The sequence below is a fragment of the Nocardioides marinisabuli genome (assembly GCF_013466785.1).
GTDB lineage: Bacteria > Actinomycetota > Actinomycetes > Propionibacteriales > Nocardioidaceae > Nocardioides > Nocardioides marinisabuli.
Genome location: NZ_CP059163.1, coordinates 3,097,575 through 3,113,205 on the forward strand (window position 1 = coordinate 3,097,575; position 15,631 = coordinate 3,113,205).

Annotated in this window: 16 protein-coding genes; 9 read left to right on the forward strand and 7 right to left on the reverse strand. The window is 74.4% G+C overall.

The window, feature by feature from the left end; translation table 11 throughout:
* The 5 genes from H0S66_RS14850 to H0S66_RS14870 form a co-directional block, all read right to left on the reverse strand.
* Positions 1 to 1,917, reverse strand: coding sequence for a type II secretion system F family protein (locus tag H0S66_RS14850; protein ID WP_179616063.1), 1,917 nt, complete (start codon positions 1,915 to 1,917; stop codon positions 1 to 3).
* The gene (locus tag H0S66_RS14855; protein ID WP_179616064.1) at positions 1,917 to 3,362 is read right to left on the reverse strand and encodes a TadA family conjugal transfer-associated ATPase; all 1,446 of its coding nucleotides are present in this window, start codon (positions 3,360 to 3,362) and stop codon (positions 1,917 to 1,919) included. Before H0S66_RS14855 ends, H0S66_RS14850 begins: the two co-directional genes overlap by 1 nt.
* The gene (locus tag H0S66_RS14860; RefSeq protein ID WP_179616065.1) at positions 3,359 to 4,588 is read right to left on the reverse strand and encodes a CpaE/TadZ family protein; all 1,230 of its coding nucleotides are present in this window, start codon (positions 4,586 to 4,588) and stop codon (positions 3,359 to 3,361) included. The genes H0S66_RS14855 and H0S66_RS14860 overlap by 4 nt, the downstream gene beginning before the upstream one ends.
* 5 nt (positions 4,589 to 4,593) lie before the next feature.
* Positions 4,594 to 5,340 carry a Flp pilus assembly protein CpaB gene (gene cpaB / locus H0S66_RS14865; protein WP_179616066.1) on the reverse strand — a complete coding sequence of 249 codons (747 nt, stop codon included), beginning with the start codon at positions 5,338 to 5,340 and terminating at the stop codon, positions 4,594 to 4,596.
* Between the two features lie 190 nt (positions 5,341 to 5,530).
* Positions 5,531 to 7,333 (reverse strand): AMP-dependent synthetase/ligase, encoded by a 1,803-nt coding sequence (locus tag H0S66_RS14870; protein WP_179616067.1) that lies wholly within the window; start codon positions 7,331 to 7,333, stop codon positions 5,531 to 5,533.
* A gap of 200 nt (positions 7,334 to 7,533) precedes the next feature.
* Here H0S66_RS14870 and H0S66_RS14875 point away from each other — a divergent pair, with 200 nt between their 5' ends.
* From H0S66_RS14875 to H0S66_RS14895, 5 genes are read left to right on the forward strand one after another with little or no spacing between them, the layout of a single operon-like run.
* Positions 7,534 to 7,983 (forward strand): SRPBCC family protein, encoded by a 450-nt coding sequence (locus H0S66_RS14875; RefSeq protein WP_179616068.1) that lies wholly within the window; start codon positions 7,534 to 7,536, stop codon positions 7,981 to 7,983.
* Between the two features lie 13 nt (positions 7,984 to 7,996).
* The gene (locus tag H0S66_RS14880; RefSeq protein ID WP_179616069.1) at positions 7,997 to 9,235 is read left to right on the forward strand and encodes an ArsA family ATPase; all 1,239 of its coding nucleotides are present in this window, start codon (positions 7,997 to 7,999) and stop codon (positions 9,233 to 9,235) included.
* Positions 9,232 to 9,792 (forward strand): hypothetical protein, encoded by a 561-nt coding sequence (locus tag H0S66_RS14885; RefSeq protein ID WP_179616070.1) that lies wholly within the window; start codon positions 9,232 to 9,234, stop codon positions 9,790 to 9,792. Before H0S66_RS14880 ends, H0S66_RS14885 begins: the two co-directional genes overlap by 4 nt.
* Positions 9,789 to 10,730 (forward strand): ROK family glucokinase, encoded by a 942-nt coding sequence (locus tag H0S66_RS14890; RefSeq protein WP_179616071.1) that lies wholly within the window; start codon positions 9,789 to 9,791, stop codon positions 10,728 to 10,730. The genes H0S66_RS14885 and H0S66_RS14890 overlap by 4 nt, the downstream gene beginning before the upstream one ends.
* 16 nt (positions 10,731 to 10,746) lie before the next feature.
* On the forward strand, positions 10,747 to 11,742 hold the full coding sequence (locus tag H0S66_RS14895) for an ROK family protein (RefSeq protein ID WP_180923643.1): 996 nt from the start codon (positions 10,747 to 10,749) through the stop codon (positions 11,740 to 11,742).
* 42 nt (positions 11,743 to 11,784) lie between these two features.
* Here the strand turns inward: H0S66_RS14895 and H0S66_RS14900 are convergent, their stop codons facing one another.
* Entirely contained in the window at positions 11,785 to 12,264 is a 480-nt protein-coding gene (locus H0S66_RS14900) for a hypothetical protein (protein ID WP_179616072.1), read from the reverse strand.
* Positions 12,265 to 12,287: 23 nt separating this feature from the next.
* On the reverse strand, positions 12,288 to 13,082 hold the full coding sequence (locus H0S66_RS14905) for an alpha/beta hydrolase (RefSeq protein ID WP_179616073.1): 795 nt from the start codon (positions 13,080 to 13,082) through the stop codon (positions 12,288 to 12,290).
* A gap of 83 nt (positions 13,083 to 13,165) precedes the next feature.
* On the opposite strand from H0S66_RS14905, the gene H0S66_RS14910 reads away from it, so the two are divergent.
* From H0S66_RS14910 to H0S66_RS14925, 4 genes are read left to right on the forward strand one after another with little or no spacing between them, the layout of a single operon-like run.
* Entirely contained in the window at positions 13,166 to 13,891 is a 726-nt protein-coding gene (locus H0S66_RS14910) for a lysophospholipid acyltransferase family protein (RefSeq protein WP_179616074.1), read from the forward strand.
* A 50-nt stretch (positions 13,892 to 13,941) separates the two neighbouring features.
* Complete coding sequence (locus tag H0S66_RS14915) at positions 13,942 to 14,844, forward strand: DUF5931 domain-containing protein (protein WP_180923645.1); 903 nt, start codon at positions 13,942 to 13,944, stop codon at positions 14,842 to 14,844.
* A gap of 21 nt (positions 14,845 to 14,865) precedes the next feature.
* Positions 14,866 to 15,078 (forward strand): sensor histidine kinase, encoded by a 213-nt coding sequence (locus H0S66_RS14920; RefSeq protein ID WP_180923647.1) that lies wholly within the window; start codon positions 14,866 to 14,868, stop codon positions 15,076 to 15,078.
* Entirely contained in the window at positions 15,075 to 15,611 is a 537-nt protein-coding gene (locus H0S66_RS14925) for a flavin reductase family protein (RefSeq protein WP_179616075.1), read from the forward strand. The genes H0S66_RS14920 and H0S66_RS14925 overlap by 4 nt, the downstream gene beginning before the upstream one ends.
* Positions 15,612 to 15,631 lie beyond the last annotated feature (20 nt).

Genomic DNA, 15,631 nt, shown 5'->3' on the forward strand with positions numbered 1-15,631 from the left:
TCAGACCTCCACCTTGATGAGCTTGCTCATCCAGAACGCCCCGACTCCCAGCCAGAGCCCGGCGCCAACGAGCATGATCAATCCGCGCGGGTCGGTGAACAGGACCATCACGTAGTCGCGCTGCGTGAAGAACAGGTAGAGCAGGAACAGCGGAGGCAGACCGCCGAGCACGTACGCCGACAGCTTGCCCTCGGCGGCCAGAGCAGCGACCTGCCGCTTGATGTAGGCCCGTTCGCGCATCGTGCCGGCCACGGTGTCGAGCAGCTCGGCGAGGTTGCCGCCGACCTGGCGCTGGATGCGGATCGCCATCACCACCCACTCGAAGTCCTTGCTGTCGAACCGCTCGGCGACGCCCTCGAGCGCCTCCTCGAGCGTGACGCCCAGCCGGGTCTCGGCCAGCACCCGGCGGAACTCGCCTGCGATCGGCTCCTGCCCCTCGCGCACCACGGTGTCGACGGACTGGCTCAGCGACAGGCCGGCCGACAGCGAGCCGGAGATGAGACCGAGGGTCTCGGGCAGCAGCTCGTCGAACTTCTTGCGCCGCCGCGAGCGGCGTACGCCGAGGTAGAGCCACGGGCCGAGGGCGCCCAGCGCCAGCAGCACCAGTGCGACGCCGATCGACCCGCCGCCGAGCAGCAGCCCGAGAAGGCCGGTGCCGACGATGATGCCGACGTGGACCAGCAGCCACTCGGGTGCCTTGAGCTCGCTGCCGGCGGCCTCGAGGCGTGCGGCGATGCGGGCCTCGAGCCCGCGGTTGCGGCGCAGGACCTGGCCGGCGGCCTGCTTGGCCTGGGCCAGCGCCTGCTCGGGGTCGACCCGGGTCGGCGCGACGACGGGGGTGCCGGGGCGCATCGTGGCGGCGGCGTAGGCATCGACGCGCTCGGCGGGGCCGGGCGCGGCCTGGCGGCGCGGCACCAGCAGCACGGCGAGAGCGACCAGACCGACGCCGAGGGCGGCCCCGCCCACCCAGATCGTCCAGCCGGGGGCGCTCCAGCCGTTGTCGGTGGCGACCAGGTCGTCGACGCCGGTGCCGCCGGCGACCGACTGGGCCACCGGCACGAACGCCTCGGCGACCACGGGGCCGCCGGGGGAGTCGAGGGTGACGCGCACGGTCTGCTCGGTGGCGTCGAGGTCGGCCGGCAGCGCGGCGGTGACGAGCAGCTGGCGCTCGAGCTCCTCGGCCTCGGCGGCGAAGGCGGCCGCGAGCGCCTCGCTGGTGGCGGGTACGACGCGGCCGTCGCCGGCGGCGGCCAGCTCGCGCAGCCGCGCGTCGGCACCCCGGAGCGAGATCACGTCGAGCCCGACCTCGGCGGCCGCGACCGCCGCGGCGGCCTCGTCGAGCGGGGTCGAGGTGGTGTCGGCGCCGTCGGAGAGCACCAGCACGGTGCGCTGGCCCTCCGTGCCGGCCAGCTCGACGGCCGCCAGGACGGCCTCGTGCAGGGCGGTGCCGCGGCTCAGGGTCAACGAGTCGATGACGGCGCGGGCGGCGTCACGGTCGGCGGTGAGCACCTGGGGGGTGGCGACCTCGCCGGCGAAGGTGACCACGCCGACCAGCACGTCGTCGGGGGCCTGGGCCAGGAAGTCGCGGGCCGCCTGCTGGGCCGCCTCGAACCGTTCACCGGCCATCGAGTTGCTGGTGTCGATCGCGAGCACCGCGCTGCGCTGCACGGTGCTGGCCGACCCGGCCGAGCCGGCCGCCTCGGCCCGGGCCGACACGTCCTGGCCGCCGATGGTGACCGCGACCGAGGCCGGGTCGACGTCGGCGCCGGCGGGCACCGAGACCAGCAGCGACACGCCCTCGGCGGTGGGTTCGGCGTACGCGATGCTCGCCTCGCCGCCGGTGCCCGCGGCGGCGGCCGGTCCGGCCCCGAGCAGGACCAGCAGGAGCAGGAGGAGGGGCAGCGACCGGGGGCGCATCAGATCCGGTCCGTGGCGAAGAGCAGCGGGTCGACGGTCACGTTGGCGTAGGCCATCTTCTCGAGGAACTTCGGGCGCAGCCCGGTGGCGCGCAGCCGCCCGAGCGACCGGCCGTCGCGGTCGAAGCCGAGCGAGGAGTCGAAGACGAAGATGTCCTGGAGCGTGATGACGTCGCCCTCCATCCGCTCCACCTCGGTGATGTGGGTGATGCGGCGGGTGCCGTCCTTGAAGCGGGTCTGGTGGACGATCAGATCGACCGCGGAGGCCACCTGCTCGCGGATCGCGCGCACCGGCAGGTCCATGCCGGCCATCAGCACCATCGTCTCCATCCGCGACAGGGTGTCGCGCGGGCCGTTGGAGTGCAGGGTGCAGATGGAGCCGTCGTGGCCGGTGTTCATGGCCTGGAGCATGTCGAGCGCCGAGGCGTCGCGGACCTCACCGACGATGATCCGGTCGGGACGCATCCGCAGGCTGTTCTTGACCAGGTCGCGGATCGAGACCGCGCCCTTGCCCTCGATGTTGGCCGGGCGCGACTCCAGGCGCACCACGTGGTCCTGCTTGAGCTGCAGCTCGGCGGCGTCCTCGATGGTCACGATCCGCTCGTCGCCGGGGATGAAGGAGCTGAGCACGTTGAGCGTGGTCGTCTTGCCGGCGCCGGTGGAGCCGGAGACGATCACGTTGAGCCGCCCGCGCACGCAGGCGTCGAGGAAGTCGGCGGTCTGGTCGGACAGCGAGCCGAACCTGATCAGGTCGGCCACGGTCAGCGGGTCGGCGGCGAACTTGCGGATCGTCAGCGCCGAGCCGTCGACGGCCAGCGGCGGCACGACCGCGTTGACGCGGCTGCCGTCGGGCAGCCGGGCGTCGACCATCGGCGAGGACTCGTCGACGCGACGACCGATGCGCGAGACGATCTTGTCGATGGTGCGGCGCAGGTGGTCCTCGTCGGCGAACTTCGCCGCGGCGGGCACCAGCCGGCCGCTCTTCTCCAGCCAGATCGAGTCGTGGCCGTTGACCATCACCTCGGAGACGTCGGGGTCGCGCAGGAACGGCTCGATCGGCCCGTAGCCCAGGATGTCGTCGCTGATCTCCTGCGAGACCCGGTGGCGGTCGCTGCTGGAGAGCGGACGGTCCTGCTTGCCGAGCACCTCGGCCAGCACCGAGCGGACCCGCTGGTCGAGCTCGTCGGTGTCCATGTCGGCGTCGTAGAGGTGCGGGCCGAGCTGCTTGACCAGCTCGACGTGGACGCTGGCCTTGAGCTGCTCGAGCCGGTCGTCCTCGCGCCCGCCTAGGGTGCGCCGGGGCGTGGCGAGGGCCGCCTCCACCGGTGCCGGTACGACGCCGCTGGAGGCGCCGGCGCCGGCGCCGGCGTCGAGGCTGTCGGGCAGCTCGGTGGGGTCGAGGTCGGCGCGGCGGGCCGCGGCCAGCCGGTCGGAGAGGCTGCTCATCCTGGTCTCCTCATCCGGAAGCGGGATCGGCCGCGGCCGGCGGCGTCGGGCTGGCCCGGCTGGCCGGCCTGGCCCGGGTCGGCGGACGGCTGCTCGCCGGTGGCGCCGGTGGGCGCGGGCAGGCTGTCACCCGACAGGGTCGCGGCCAGCGCGCGCAGTGCCGCGCTGCTGGTGTGGTCGGGGGAGTCGACGACGATCGGCACCCCGGAGTTGGTGGAGGCCGCGATCTCGATCGACGAGCCCACCTGGGTGGCGATCGGCATGCCGAGGATCGCCTCGACCTTCTCGGGGCCGATCCCGACCGCGTCGTCGGCGCGGTTGAGCAGCAGGTGCCGGTGCCCGCGCGCGATGTCGAGCATGTCGAGGGTCTCCAGCGCCACCTTGACGTTCTTGAGCGTGGGCACGTCGAGGGTGGCCACGATGACGCACTCGTCGGTCTCGTCGAGGGCGGTCAGCACCTGCTCGTCGAAGGCGGGCGCGGTGTCGACGACCACGTGGTCGAACGACTCGCGCAGGGTGCGCAGCACCCGGGTGACCAGCGCCGGGGTGACCCGCTCGCGGGCGTCGGGGTGGGCCGGCGCGGCCAGCACCATCAGCGACTGGGCGTGGCGGGTCAGCAGCCCGTCGAGCTGCTCGACGTCGAGGTCCTGCTCCGAGCCGATCGCGTGCTCGATGGAGTGCGTCGGGAAGAGCTGCATGGTGATCGCCACGTCGCCGAAGGCCAGGTCGAGGTCGACCAGGCACACGCGCCGGGCGCCCCCGTCGGAGAGCGCCAGCGCCAGGTTGACCGCCATCGTGGTCTTGCCGACGCCGCCCTTGGGGGAGAAGACGGTGACCACGCGACCGACCTGGTGGGCGCCCGCCGGCCCGCGCAGGGCGACGTGCAGCTCGTGGGCGCGCCCGACCGACGACGCGAGCCCGGGCAGGTCGCCCTCGGGCACCACGTCGCGGGCACCCGCCTGCATCGCCCGGGTCAGCACGCCGGTGTCGAGCTCGGAGCGCACCAGCACCACGCTGACGGTGGGGCGGGTGGTGCGCAGGTCCTCGCAGACCTTCAGCGCGTCGTCGAGGTCGAGGTGGGGGCCCAGGACGACGACGTACTCGTCGGGGTGCAGGTCGAGCCAGGCACGCATGCGCTCGACCGAGTCGACGCCCTGGCTGCCGGGGGGCAGGACGTCGAGCAGGGCGGTGACCACTGCGTCCTCGGTGTCGGCGACGACAGGCACGGCACTCAGCCCTGGAAGAGGTTCTGCGGGGTGGTGGGCGGCGCGACCTTGACCTTGGAGTCCTCGGTGAGCAGCGCGAAGGACAGCTCGCCCTGGCTCTGGCCGAGCAGCACCCGCTGCATCTGCGGCTGGCTGACCGAGAGCGTGATGAGGGTGCGGGGCAGGGTCTCGGCGACCTGCTCGCCGTCCTGGCCCTCGGTGGTGGTCGTGGTGGTGATCGGGGTGGTCGAGCCGACGGCGATCACCGTGACCCGGGTCAGCAGCACCCGGCTGTAGGGCTGGCCGGTGGTCGCGTCGGTGCCGTTGACGAAGACCGCGACCTCGGAGCCGGGGTTGACGAAGCCGGCGACCCGGGCGGGGTCGGTGAGGTTGATCGACATGGCCATGTCGCCCTCGTCGGGGATCTGCAGGCGGGTCTCCTCGACCGCGCTGGCGCCCAGCTTCTGCGGCACGACCTGCTCACCGGGGTAGATCGTGGTCATCGCGACCGACTGCTCGACCCCCTCGGTGGTGGTCAGCGCGCCGGGCAGCAGCTGCCCGCGGGCGACCGGCTCGAGGGCCAGCTTGCCGCCGGCCGCGGCGGTCGCGACGCTCTCGCCGCGCTCGATCTGCTGGGTGACCACCAGGACCTCGGTGGTCTCGTACGCGTCGCGGGCGCGGTTGTCGGCCCCCTGCGCGTAGACCAGCACCAGCACGGTGCCCAGTGCTGCGACGAGCGCAGCGGCGATGAGCAGTACTCGTCGACGATCCATCAGTGCATTCCTCCCCGTTGGCGGTCGCACTGACGCGAGGTCCCCATGCTCCGCCCGTCGACCCGGGTGCACAGGTGCACCCGCCTCCGTACCCAATGCTAGGTACGGCGCCCGGACCCCGTGGCGGGTTTCGGGAACCGTTCGGGTAAAGGATGTGGCAGGTGTGACTAGGCCTTCCCCGCCGAACGGGTCAGGCGGGGGGAGCGGCGAAGAGCTCCTCGACGCGGGCGCGCTGCTCGCGCATCACCACCGAGCGCTTGAGCTTCAGGCTCGGGGTGAGCTGGCCGCCCTCCTCGGTCCACTCGTCGGGCAGCACCACGAACCTGCGGATCGACTCGGCCTTCGAGACCGCCTTGTTGGCGTCGTCGACGGCCTTCTCGATCTCGGCGCGCAGGTCGGGGTCGTCGACGAGCGCGGCGGGGTCGGTGGGCTTGCCGTGGGACTGCGCCCAGCCGGGCAGCACCTCGCGGTCGAGGGTCACCAGCGCCGCGATGTAGGGCTGGCCGTCGCCGACGACCACGCACTGGTCGACCAGGGCGTGCGCACGCAGGCGGTCCTCGAGGACCGCGGGGGCGACGTTCTTGCCGCCGGCGGTCACCAGGATCTCCTTCTTGCGCCCGGTGATGCGCACGAAGCCCTCGTCGTCGACCTCGCCGACGTCGCCGCTGTGGAACCAGCCGTCCGACTCCAGCGCCTCGGCGGTGGCCTGCTCGTTGTCCCAGTAGCCGGCGAAGACCTGGCCGCCGCGGAAGAGCAGCTCGCCGTCGTCGGCCACGCGCACCGCGGTGCCGGGCATCGGGCGGCCCACCGTGCCCATGCGGGTGGCCTCCGGGGTGTTCACGCACAGCGCCGCGGTGGTCTCGGTCAGGCCGTAGCCCTCGAGCACGTGGACGCCGATGCCGCGGTAGAAGTGGCCCAGCCGCTCACCGAGCGGCGCGCCACCGGAGACGGCGTACGCGCACTGGCCGCCGAGGGCGTCGCGCAGCTTGGCGTAGACCAGCCGCGAGAACACCGCGTGGGCCGCGCGCACCCGCAGCGGCACCCGTCCCTTGTCCTGGGCGCGCGACCAGGCGATCGCGGTCTCGGCGGCCTTGTCGAAGATCGCGCCGCGACCCTCGGCGGTGGCCTTCTGCGAGGCGGTGTTGAAGACCTTCTCGAAGACCCGGGGCACCGCGAGGATGAAGGTCGGGCGGAAGACCTGGAAGTCGGCCAGCAGGTTCTTGATGTCGCAGCTGTGGCCCAGCCGCACGCGCTTCTTGACCGCGCCGATCTGGATGATGCGCGCGAAGACGTGGGCCAGCGGCAGGAACAGCAGGGTGGCCGCGCCCTCGGACTCGAAGAGCGCGTCGAGCTCGTCGGTGGCCACGGTCAGCTCGAACATGAAGTTGCCGTGGGTGAGCATGCAGCCCTTGGGACGACCGGTGGTGCCGGAGGTGTAGATCAGCGTCGCCAGGTCGAGCGGCGTGGCGCCGGTACGACGCTTCTCCAGCTCGCCGTCGGAGATGTCCTCGCCGAGGCGGGTCAGCACGTCGATCGCGTTGTCGGCGAAGGACCACAGGTGGTTGAGCTCGCTCAGCTCGCCGCGCACCGCGGCGACCCGGGCGACGTGCTCGGGGCCCTCGGCGACCACGGCGCGGGCACCGGAGTCGCGCAGGATCCACCCGACCTGCTCCTGGGAGGAGGTCTCGTAGACCGGCACGGTGACGGCGCCGGCGAACCAGATCGCGTAGTCGAGCAGCGTCCACTCGTAGCGGGTCTTGGAGATCAGGGCGACGCGGTCGCCGGCCTCGACGCCCGCGGCGACCAGGCCCTTGGCCACGCCGGTGACCTCGGCCAGGAACGCGGCGGCGGTGACGTCCTGCCAGTCCCCGTCGGGGCCGGGCCGGCTGAAGACGACCGCGTCGGGCGCCTGCTCGGCGTTGGTGACGACGTCGTCGGTCAGGTTGCCGGTCGCGGGGACCTCGATGGTCAGGGGCGTGGAGAACTCACGCACGTCTGTCTCCTTCATGCTCACGAATCCGGTCCGGTCGAGCGCGCGGTCATGCCCGCCTCGGCGAGCACGCCCGCCGCGGCTCGGGGCGGGACGCGCACGGCACGTTACCGCCGCCGCGAGGTGGCGGCCCATCCGGTACAGTCGCCGCGCACTCCGGGGCGAGACCCGGGTCACCACCCGGAGGGACAGGGGGCAGCCAGATGGCCGAGCAGACCACCTCGTCGATCGTGATCGACGCCACGGCAGCGCAGGTCATGGCGGTGATCGCCGACTTCCCGGCGTACCCCGCCTGGGCCAAGGGTGTGCAGACCGCCGAGGTGCGCTCCACCATCGACTCCGGCCCCGACGCCGGCCGGGCCCGCGAGGTGTTCTTCTCCCTCGACGTCTCGCCCATCAAGGACGAGTACACGCTGGCCTACGAGTGGGACGGCGACCGCCAGGTCACCTGGACCCTCGTCGAGGGCAAGATGCTGCGCGCGCTCGACGGCGCCTACGTGCTGCGCGAGCGGGACGGCGCGACCGAGGTGACCTACCGGCTCGCGCTCGACGTCTCGATCCCGCTCATCGGCATGCTCAAGCGCAAGGGCGAGAAGATCCTCATCGACACGGCGCTGAAGGGCTTGAAGAAGCGCGTCGAGTCGCTCGGCTGAGCGGGGCCGCTGCGTGCGCATCCTGCTGTTCACCGGCAAGGGCGGGGTCGGCAAGTCGACCGTCGCCGCGGGCACCGCGGCGCTCGCCGCGGCCGCGGGGCACCGCACCCTGGTGCTCTCCACCGACGCCGCGCACTCCCTGGCCGACGCCTTCGGCGTGACCGCGGGCCCCGAGCCCACGCCGGTCGCGCCCGACCTCTTCGTGCAGCAGGTCGACGCGCAGCGCAAGCTGCAGCAGTCCTGGACCGAGGTGCAGCACTACCTGCTCTCGGTGCTCGACGTCGCAGGCGTCGACCCCGTCGCCGCCGAGGAGCTCACGGTGCTGCCGGGCGCCGAGGAGGTCCTGGCCCTGCTCGAGCTGCGCCAGCAGGCGCTGTCGGGCCGCTGGGACGTCGTGGTCGTCGACTGCGCGCCCACCGCCGAGACGCTGCGGCTGCTGGCCCTGCCGGAGGCGCTGGGCTGGTACATGCAGCGCGTCTTCCCCGCCGAGCGGCGCATCATCAAGGCCCTCAAGCCGGTCCTCACCCGCAGCGTGGGGGTGCCGATGCCCGGCGACAACGTCTTCGACGCCATCGAGCGGCTGCACGCCGAGCTCGACGAGGTCCGCACCCTGCTCTCGGGGCCCGAGGCGAGCGTGCGCGTGGTGCTGACCCCCGAGAAGGTCGTGCTCGCCGAGGCCCGGCGCAGCTGGACCCACCTGTCCCTCTTCGGCTACCGCGTCGACGGCGTGGTCGCCAACCGGGTCTTCCCCGCCGCCGAGGGCGACGACTGGCGCGCGGGCTGGGTGGCCGCGCAGGCGGGCGTGCTCGAGGAGGTCGACCAGTCCTTCGCCGGGCTGCCGGTCTGGCGCTCGGAGTACCGGCCCGAGGAGCCCGTCGGCGTCGAGGCGCTGCGCCGCCTCGCCGAGCAGGTGTACGCCGGCACCGACCCGCTGGCCGTGCCCACGGGCCAGGGCCCCTTCAGCGTCGAGCGCACCGTCGGCGGCGCCGTGCTGCGCCTGGCCCTGCCGCTGGTCAGCCGCGCCGAGGTCGACCTGGCCCGCAACGGCGACGAGCTGGTGCTCACCGTGGGGTCCTACCGCCGGCTGCTGACCCTGCCCGCCGGCCTCGCGCGGCTGCGGGTCGCGGGCGCCCGGGTGGTGGCGGGCGGCCTCCAGGTGCGCTTCGTCGAGCCCGACCAGCCGGGCCAGCCCACCCAGCCGGCCCAGCCGGCCGCGCCCACGGGCGACGTACGACGGGAGGCGGCGCGGTGAGCGGCGAGCAGCCCCCCGGCGGCCCCGAGGACGTCGGCTCCCTGGCCGAGGAGGCCGCGAAGCTCTTCGGCGCGCTCACCGACTGGGCCCAGGACCAGGCCGGCGACCACCTCGGCGACCTGGGCGACCTGGGCGACCTGGGCGACCTCGGCGCCGCCGGCGCGCGCGCCGCGCAGGGCGACCTGGACGACCTCGGTGCCCACCTCGCCGGGCTGGCCGGCCACGCCGTCGACGCGGCCGCGCAGGTGCGGGCCCACCTCGGCGAGGCGCTCGACGACAACCTCGCCACCGGTGCGCCGGAGTGCCGCTGGTGCCCGGTGTGCCGCGGCGTGCACGCGGTGCGCCAGGTCAGCCCCGAGGTCCGCGCCCACCTGGGGGCGGCGGCCTCGTCGCTGGTGCAGGCGGCCGCCGCGATGATGGCGACCACGCCTCCGTCGGGCCGCGGACGCGACGTGGAGACGATCGACCTCGACGAGGATTGGCCCGACGACGAGCCCGCGTCCGAGACTTCTCCGGACCCGTCCGACACCCAGCCCGACCCCGGAGACCCCACATGAGCCTGACCTGCGGCATCGACATCGGTGGCACCAAGATCGCCGGCGGCGTCGTCGACGAGCAGGGCACCATCCTCGAGGAGCTGCGGGTGGTGTCGCCGGCCAGCTCGGAGGAGGCCATCGAGGACGCCGTCGCCGGACTGGTCCACGAGCTGGGCTCGCGCCACGACGTGAGCGCCGTCGGCGTCGGCGCCGCGGGGTACGTCGACCGCTCCCGCTCGGTGGTCATGTTCGCCCCCAACATCGCCTGGCGCGACGTCGCGATGCGCGCCGACCTCGAGCGTCGCGTCGACCTGCCGGTCGTGATCGAGAACGACGCCAACGCGGCCGCGTGGGGCGAGTTCCGCTTCGGGGCCGGCCACGACGTCGAGGACCTCCTGCTGGTCACCGTCGGCACCGGCGTCGGCGGCGGCATCGTCCTCGACGGCGCGCTGCACCGCGGCGCCTTCGGCGTCGGCGCCGAGATCGGCCACATGCGCGTGGTCCCGCACGGCATCCTCTGCGGTTGCGGCAACCGCGGCTGCTTCGAGCAGTACGCCTCCGGCTCGGCGCTGGTGCGCGAGGCCCGCGCCGCGGCGTCGGGCGGCTCGCTGCTGGCCCGCGGCGTCCTCGACCTGGCCGGCGGCGACCCCGAGGCCATCACCGGGCCCCTCATCACCGAGGCCGCTCGCGCCGGCGACCCCTTCGCGATCGAGCAGCTCGCCGAGCTCGGCCGCTGGCTGGGCGAGGGCATCGCCTCGCTCACCGCCGTGCTCGACCCGGCCGCCGTGGTCATCGGCGGCGGCGTCAGCGAGGCCGGCGACCTGCTGCTCAACCCGATCCGCGCCGCCTTCGCCGCCCAGCTCACCGGGCGCGGGCACCGCCCCACCCTCGAGATCCGCAAGGCCCGCCTGGGCAACCGCGCCGGGCTGATCGGCGCCGCCGACCTCGCCCGCCTCTGAGCGGGCACACGTCGCCGTGACGCTCACGCCGGCCGGGTCGGGTGCGCTGCGCCCCGTCGTCATCGGGGTCGACGTCGGGGGCACCAAGGTGATGGCCGCCGAGGTCGCCATCGACGGCACCGTCACCCGGGTGGCGCGCCGCGCCACCCCCGGACGACGCGTCGACGTCGCGCTGCTCGAGGACGCCCTGAGCGAGGCCGTGCTCGAGGTCGCCGACGGACGCCGGGTCGCCGGTGTCGGCCTGGCCGCGGCCGGGTTCGTCGACGCCGCGGGGGAGCGGGTCGCCTTCGCCCCGCACCTGCCCTGGCGCGGCCACCAGGTCCGGGCCCGGCTCACCGACCGGTGGGGCGTGCCGGTCTTCCTCGACAACGACGCCAACTGCGCCGCGCGGGCCGAGTCGGCGCACGGCTCGGCGCTGGGCGCGGCCGACGCGCTCGTGCTGACCCTCGGCACCGGCATCGGTGGTGCCCTCGTGGTCGGCGGCGCGCTGCACCGCGGCCGCAACGGGATGGCCGGCGAGTTCGGGCACACCAGGGTCGTGCCCGATGGGCGCGACTGCGAGTGTGGCGGGCACGGCTGCTGGGAGCAGTACTGCAGCGGCAACGCCCTGGTGCGCGCCGCCCGCGCCGCGATGGCAGCCGACGGCCCGTTGGCCTCGGCCTGCGCCGGCGACCCGGCCGCGGTCACCGGGCCGATGGTCACCGACGCCGCGCACGCGGGCGACCCGGCCGCGCTGGCGGCGTACGCCGAGATCGGGGAGTGGCTCGGCATCGTGCCGCCAACCTCGTCGCCTGCTTCGACCCCAGCGTGGTGGTGGTCGGCGGCGGGGTGTCGGCCGCGGGCGACCTGCTGCTCGAGCCCGCCCGCGGCCCTGGGCCGCTCGCTGGTGGGGGCGCCGCACCGCGTGGTCCCACCGCTGCTGCGGGCCCGCTACGGCCCCGAGGCCGGTGTGGTCGGCGCCGCCGACCTGGTGCGCGAGGGCCTGGGCCGCCACGCGCGACCGCGCGCCTGAGCCCGGCGTACGGCGCCGCGGGCGCGCCGCCCGGCGCCCCGGTCAGATGCGGGAGCCGTCGTCCCAGGGGTCGCGGGGCTCGTGGGGCATCTGGCGCACCAGGTAGACGAACCCACCCACGAACCAGGCCACCATCAGCCAGCCCACCCAGCGCGGCAGGTCGATGCCGACCAGCAGCGAGACCAGCAGCACCACGGGCGCGCCGAAGACGCCGATCCAGGCGATCCCGCGGTCGGGCGCGGGCACCGGGAGCGGGCCGGGGTCGGGCGGCACGAAGCGGTCCTCGTCGTCGACCGGCGGGGTCGGCTCCGGGGTCGGCTCCGGGGTGGGCTCGGCGGCGGCGCCCGGCTCGGGTCGCGCGGGGCGGACCAGGTCCTCGTCGGGGCCCTCGGCACCCTCAGGGCTCTCGGGGCGTGCGCGCTCGTCGTGGCCGGGAGCGGGCTCGCCGTCGTCGAGATCGGCGCGCTCGCCGAAGTTCTCGACGATGGCGCGCCAGGCCTCGTCGTCGTCCTCGCGGTGCACACTGCGAGCGTAGGTGGTGGCCCTCAGTCCGAGGTCACCCGGGCGACGAAGGCGGCCGACTCCTCGATGAGCAGCGGCAGGTCGTTGTCGAGGGTCGCCACGTGGTAGCTCTCCTCGAGCCGCAGCACGCTCACGTCGCGCGAGGAGACCCGCGAGGTGATCAGGGGCTCGGAGGACTCGTCGACCACGTGGTCGACGCTCGAGCGGGCGTAGAGCAGGGGAGCGGTGACCTGGGGCAGGTCGGCGACCAGGCCGGGCCACGCCTGCATCATCGAGTGCACCGCCTTGAGCGGGGTGCGGGTGTAGCCGTGCTCGGAGACGCCGGGCTTCTTGATGTCGTCGGCGATGCCGGGGAACGAGGCCACCACGTGCTTGAGCACCGGCAGCAGCTTGACGTCGAGGCGCTTGCTGGAGACCGCGGGGTTGACCACGACCACCCCGGCCACCTCGGTCGCCGAGGCGGTGTCGGCGGCCAGGCGCAGCACCAGCGCGCCCCCCATCGACAGCCCGGCCAGCACGACCCGGTCGCAGCGCTCGACGAGCCGGCGGTGCGCCTCGCGCAGCTCGGCGTACCAGTCGTCCCAGCGGTAGGTGTTGAGGTCCTGCCAGGTGGTGCCGTGCCCGGGCAGGCGCGGCACCTCGACGGCGTACCCCTTCTCGGCCAGGGCCTCGGCCCACGGGCGCATCGAGGCCGGCTGGCCGGTGAAGCCGTGGCTGAGCAGCACGCCGACCCGGCGCCCGCCGGTCAGGTCGGGCCGCGGGTCGGTGGCGAACGGGGAGGCCAGCGGGTGCACGGGCGGTGCCGACGCATCAGTCATGCGCGAGATCATGCCCTAGGCTGAGCGCGCGCCGCAGGAGGCTCCTGCGGCGGTCGTCGGTTCGCGGTCGGGAGGCTGTCTCGGTGTTCTACTGGTTCCTGAAGTGGGTGGCTCTCGGCCCGCTCCTGCGCATCGTCTTCCGCCCCCAGGTCGAGGGCTGCGAGCACGTGCCCGACGAGGGCCCGGCGATCCTGGCCAGCAACCACCTCTCCTACGCCGACTGGCTGTTCATGCCGCTCACGCTCTCGCGTCGGGTGACCTTCGTGGCCAAGGCCGAGTACTTCACCGGCACCGGGCTCAAGGGCTGGCTGCAGAAGACCTTCTTCTCCGGCTCGGGCCAGGTGCCCATCGACCGGGCCGGCGCCGACGCCGCGGCCGGTGCGCTGCTGTCGGCCAAGCGGGTGCTGGGCGAGGGCGGCCTCTTCGGCATCTACCCCGAGGGCACCCGCTCCCACGACGGCAGGCTCTACCGCGGCAAGACCGGCGTCGCGCGGCTCGCGCTCGAGACCGGTGTGCCGGTCGTGCCGGTCGCCGTCGTCGGCACCGACGTGGTGGCCCCGCCGGGCAAGAAGTTCGGCACCTTCACCCGCCCCGTGGTCCGCTTCGGCAAGCCGCTGGACTTCTCGCGCTACGAGGGTCTCGAGAACGACCGCTACATCCTGCGCTCGATCACCGACGAGATCATGTACGAGATCATGCGCCTCTCCGGCCAGGAGTACGTCGACATGTACGCGACCCGGGCCAAGGAGGAGTCGAAGAAGGCGGACGCCGCCGCCGCCAAGGCAACCGAGCAGAAGAAGGCGTCCTGACCCGCCTCGCCGAGGCTTTCCGGGGGGCCACCGACCCCGCCGCCGTCGCCGTGGAGGACCGCCTCCTCCAGGCGCTGGCCTGGCTGCGCTGGGTGGTGCTGGCCAACGCGGTGGTGCTCAACGTCTACCGCTACGACAACTTCGAGCGGCCGCTGCTGGGCATGGGCGTGGTCGCGGTGCTGGTGCTGTGGACGCTGCTGGCCGGGCACTGGTACGCCGACCACGCCCGCCGCGGCTGGCCGCTGCTGGTCGCCGACCTGGCGGTCGCGGTCGCGGCCATGGTGGCCACCCCGCTGGTCAAGGGCGCCGACTTCAACGCCTCGGTGCCCGGCTTCTGGGTGATGGCGGCGCTGCTGGCCTGGGCCGCGCACCTGCGCTGGCAGGGCGGGCTGGTCGCGGCGGTGGTGCTGGCCGGCACCGACCTGGCCGTGCGCCAGGACGTCAGCCAGTCGGTCTACGGCAACGTCTTCCTGCTGCTCATCGGCGGCCCGATCGTGGGCTACCTGGCCGCCTCGCTGCAGCAGATGGCCACCGAGCGCGACCGCGCCGAGCGAGCGGCCGCGGCCGCCGCCGAGCGCACCCGCCTGGCCCGCGCGGTCCACGACGGGGTGCTGCAGGTGCTGGCGCGCTGGTGCAGCGCCGCGGCCACGAGCTCGGCGAGCAGGGCGAGGAGCTGGCCCGGCTGGCGGCGAGCAGGAGAGCGTGCTGCGCGGGCTGATCCGCACCCAGGACGCGGTGGGCCGGTCCCCGGCGCCGTCCCCGGTGCGCCGGGGGCAGCGGGTGCGGCGCGCGTGGTCGACCTGGCCGCCGAGCTGACGCTGCTGGGCGCCGTCCGGGCGTCGAGGTCGTGGTGCCGGCCGGACCGGTGCGCCTCGAGTCCGCCGCTGCACCGAGCTGGCCGCGGCGGTCGCTGCCTGCCTCGACAACGTGCAGCGGCACGTGCCGCCGGGTGACGACGGCGCGCCGCCCCGGGCGTGGTCCTGCTCGAGGACCTGCCCGACCGGGTCGAGGTGTCGGTGCGCGACGAGGGCCCGGGCATCCCCGAGGGCCGCCTCGAGCAGGCCGAGGCCGAGGGCCGGATGGGCGTCAGCGGCTCGGTGCGCGGGCGCCTGCACGACCTCGGCGGCAGCGCCACGCTGACCACCGGCTCCTTCGGCACCGAGTGGGAGCTGGTGGTGCCGCGATGACCATCCACGACTCGCACCCCTTCGCCGACCCCGACCCCGACCCCGTACGCCGGCTGCGCGGGCGGCTCGGCGGCGCCGTCACCCTGTGGGCCGCGGGCGAAGGAGCGCTGCGCGACGGGCTCACGGTCACCTCGCTGATGCTGGCCCACGGCGAGCGGCCCAGCCTGCTGGCGCTGCTCGACCCCGACGCCGACCTGACCGGCACCCTGCTGGACACCGGGCGCGCGGCGGTCTCGCTGCTGGCCTGGGAGCACCGCTACCTCGCCGACGCCTTCGCCGGCACCGCACCCGCGCCGGGCGGGCCCTTCCGGCTGACCGACTTCGAGCAGACCGACTGGGGCCCGCGGCCGGTCTCGGCACCCACCTGGGCCGGTGTCGAGGTGGAGGACCAGCGCCAGGTCGGCTGGTCGCTGGAGGTGACCTGCCGGCTGGCGCACGTCGTGGTCGGCGAGGACGACGGGCCCGGTGGGGCGCTGGGCCACCGCCGGGGGCGCTACCTGCGCCTCGGTGTGCCCGACGACACGACGACCTGAGCGCGGCATAGGGTCGGCGC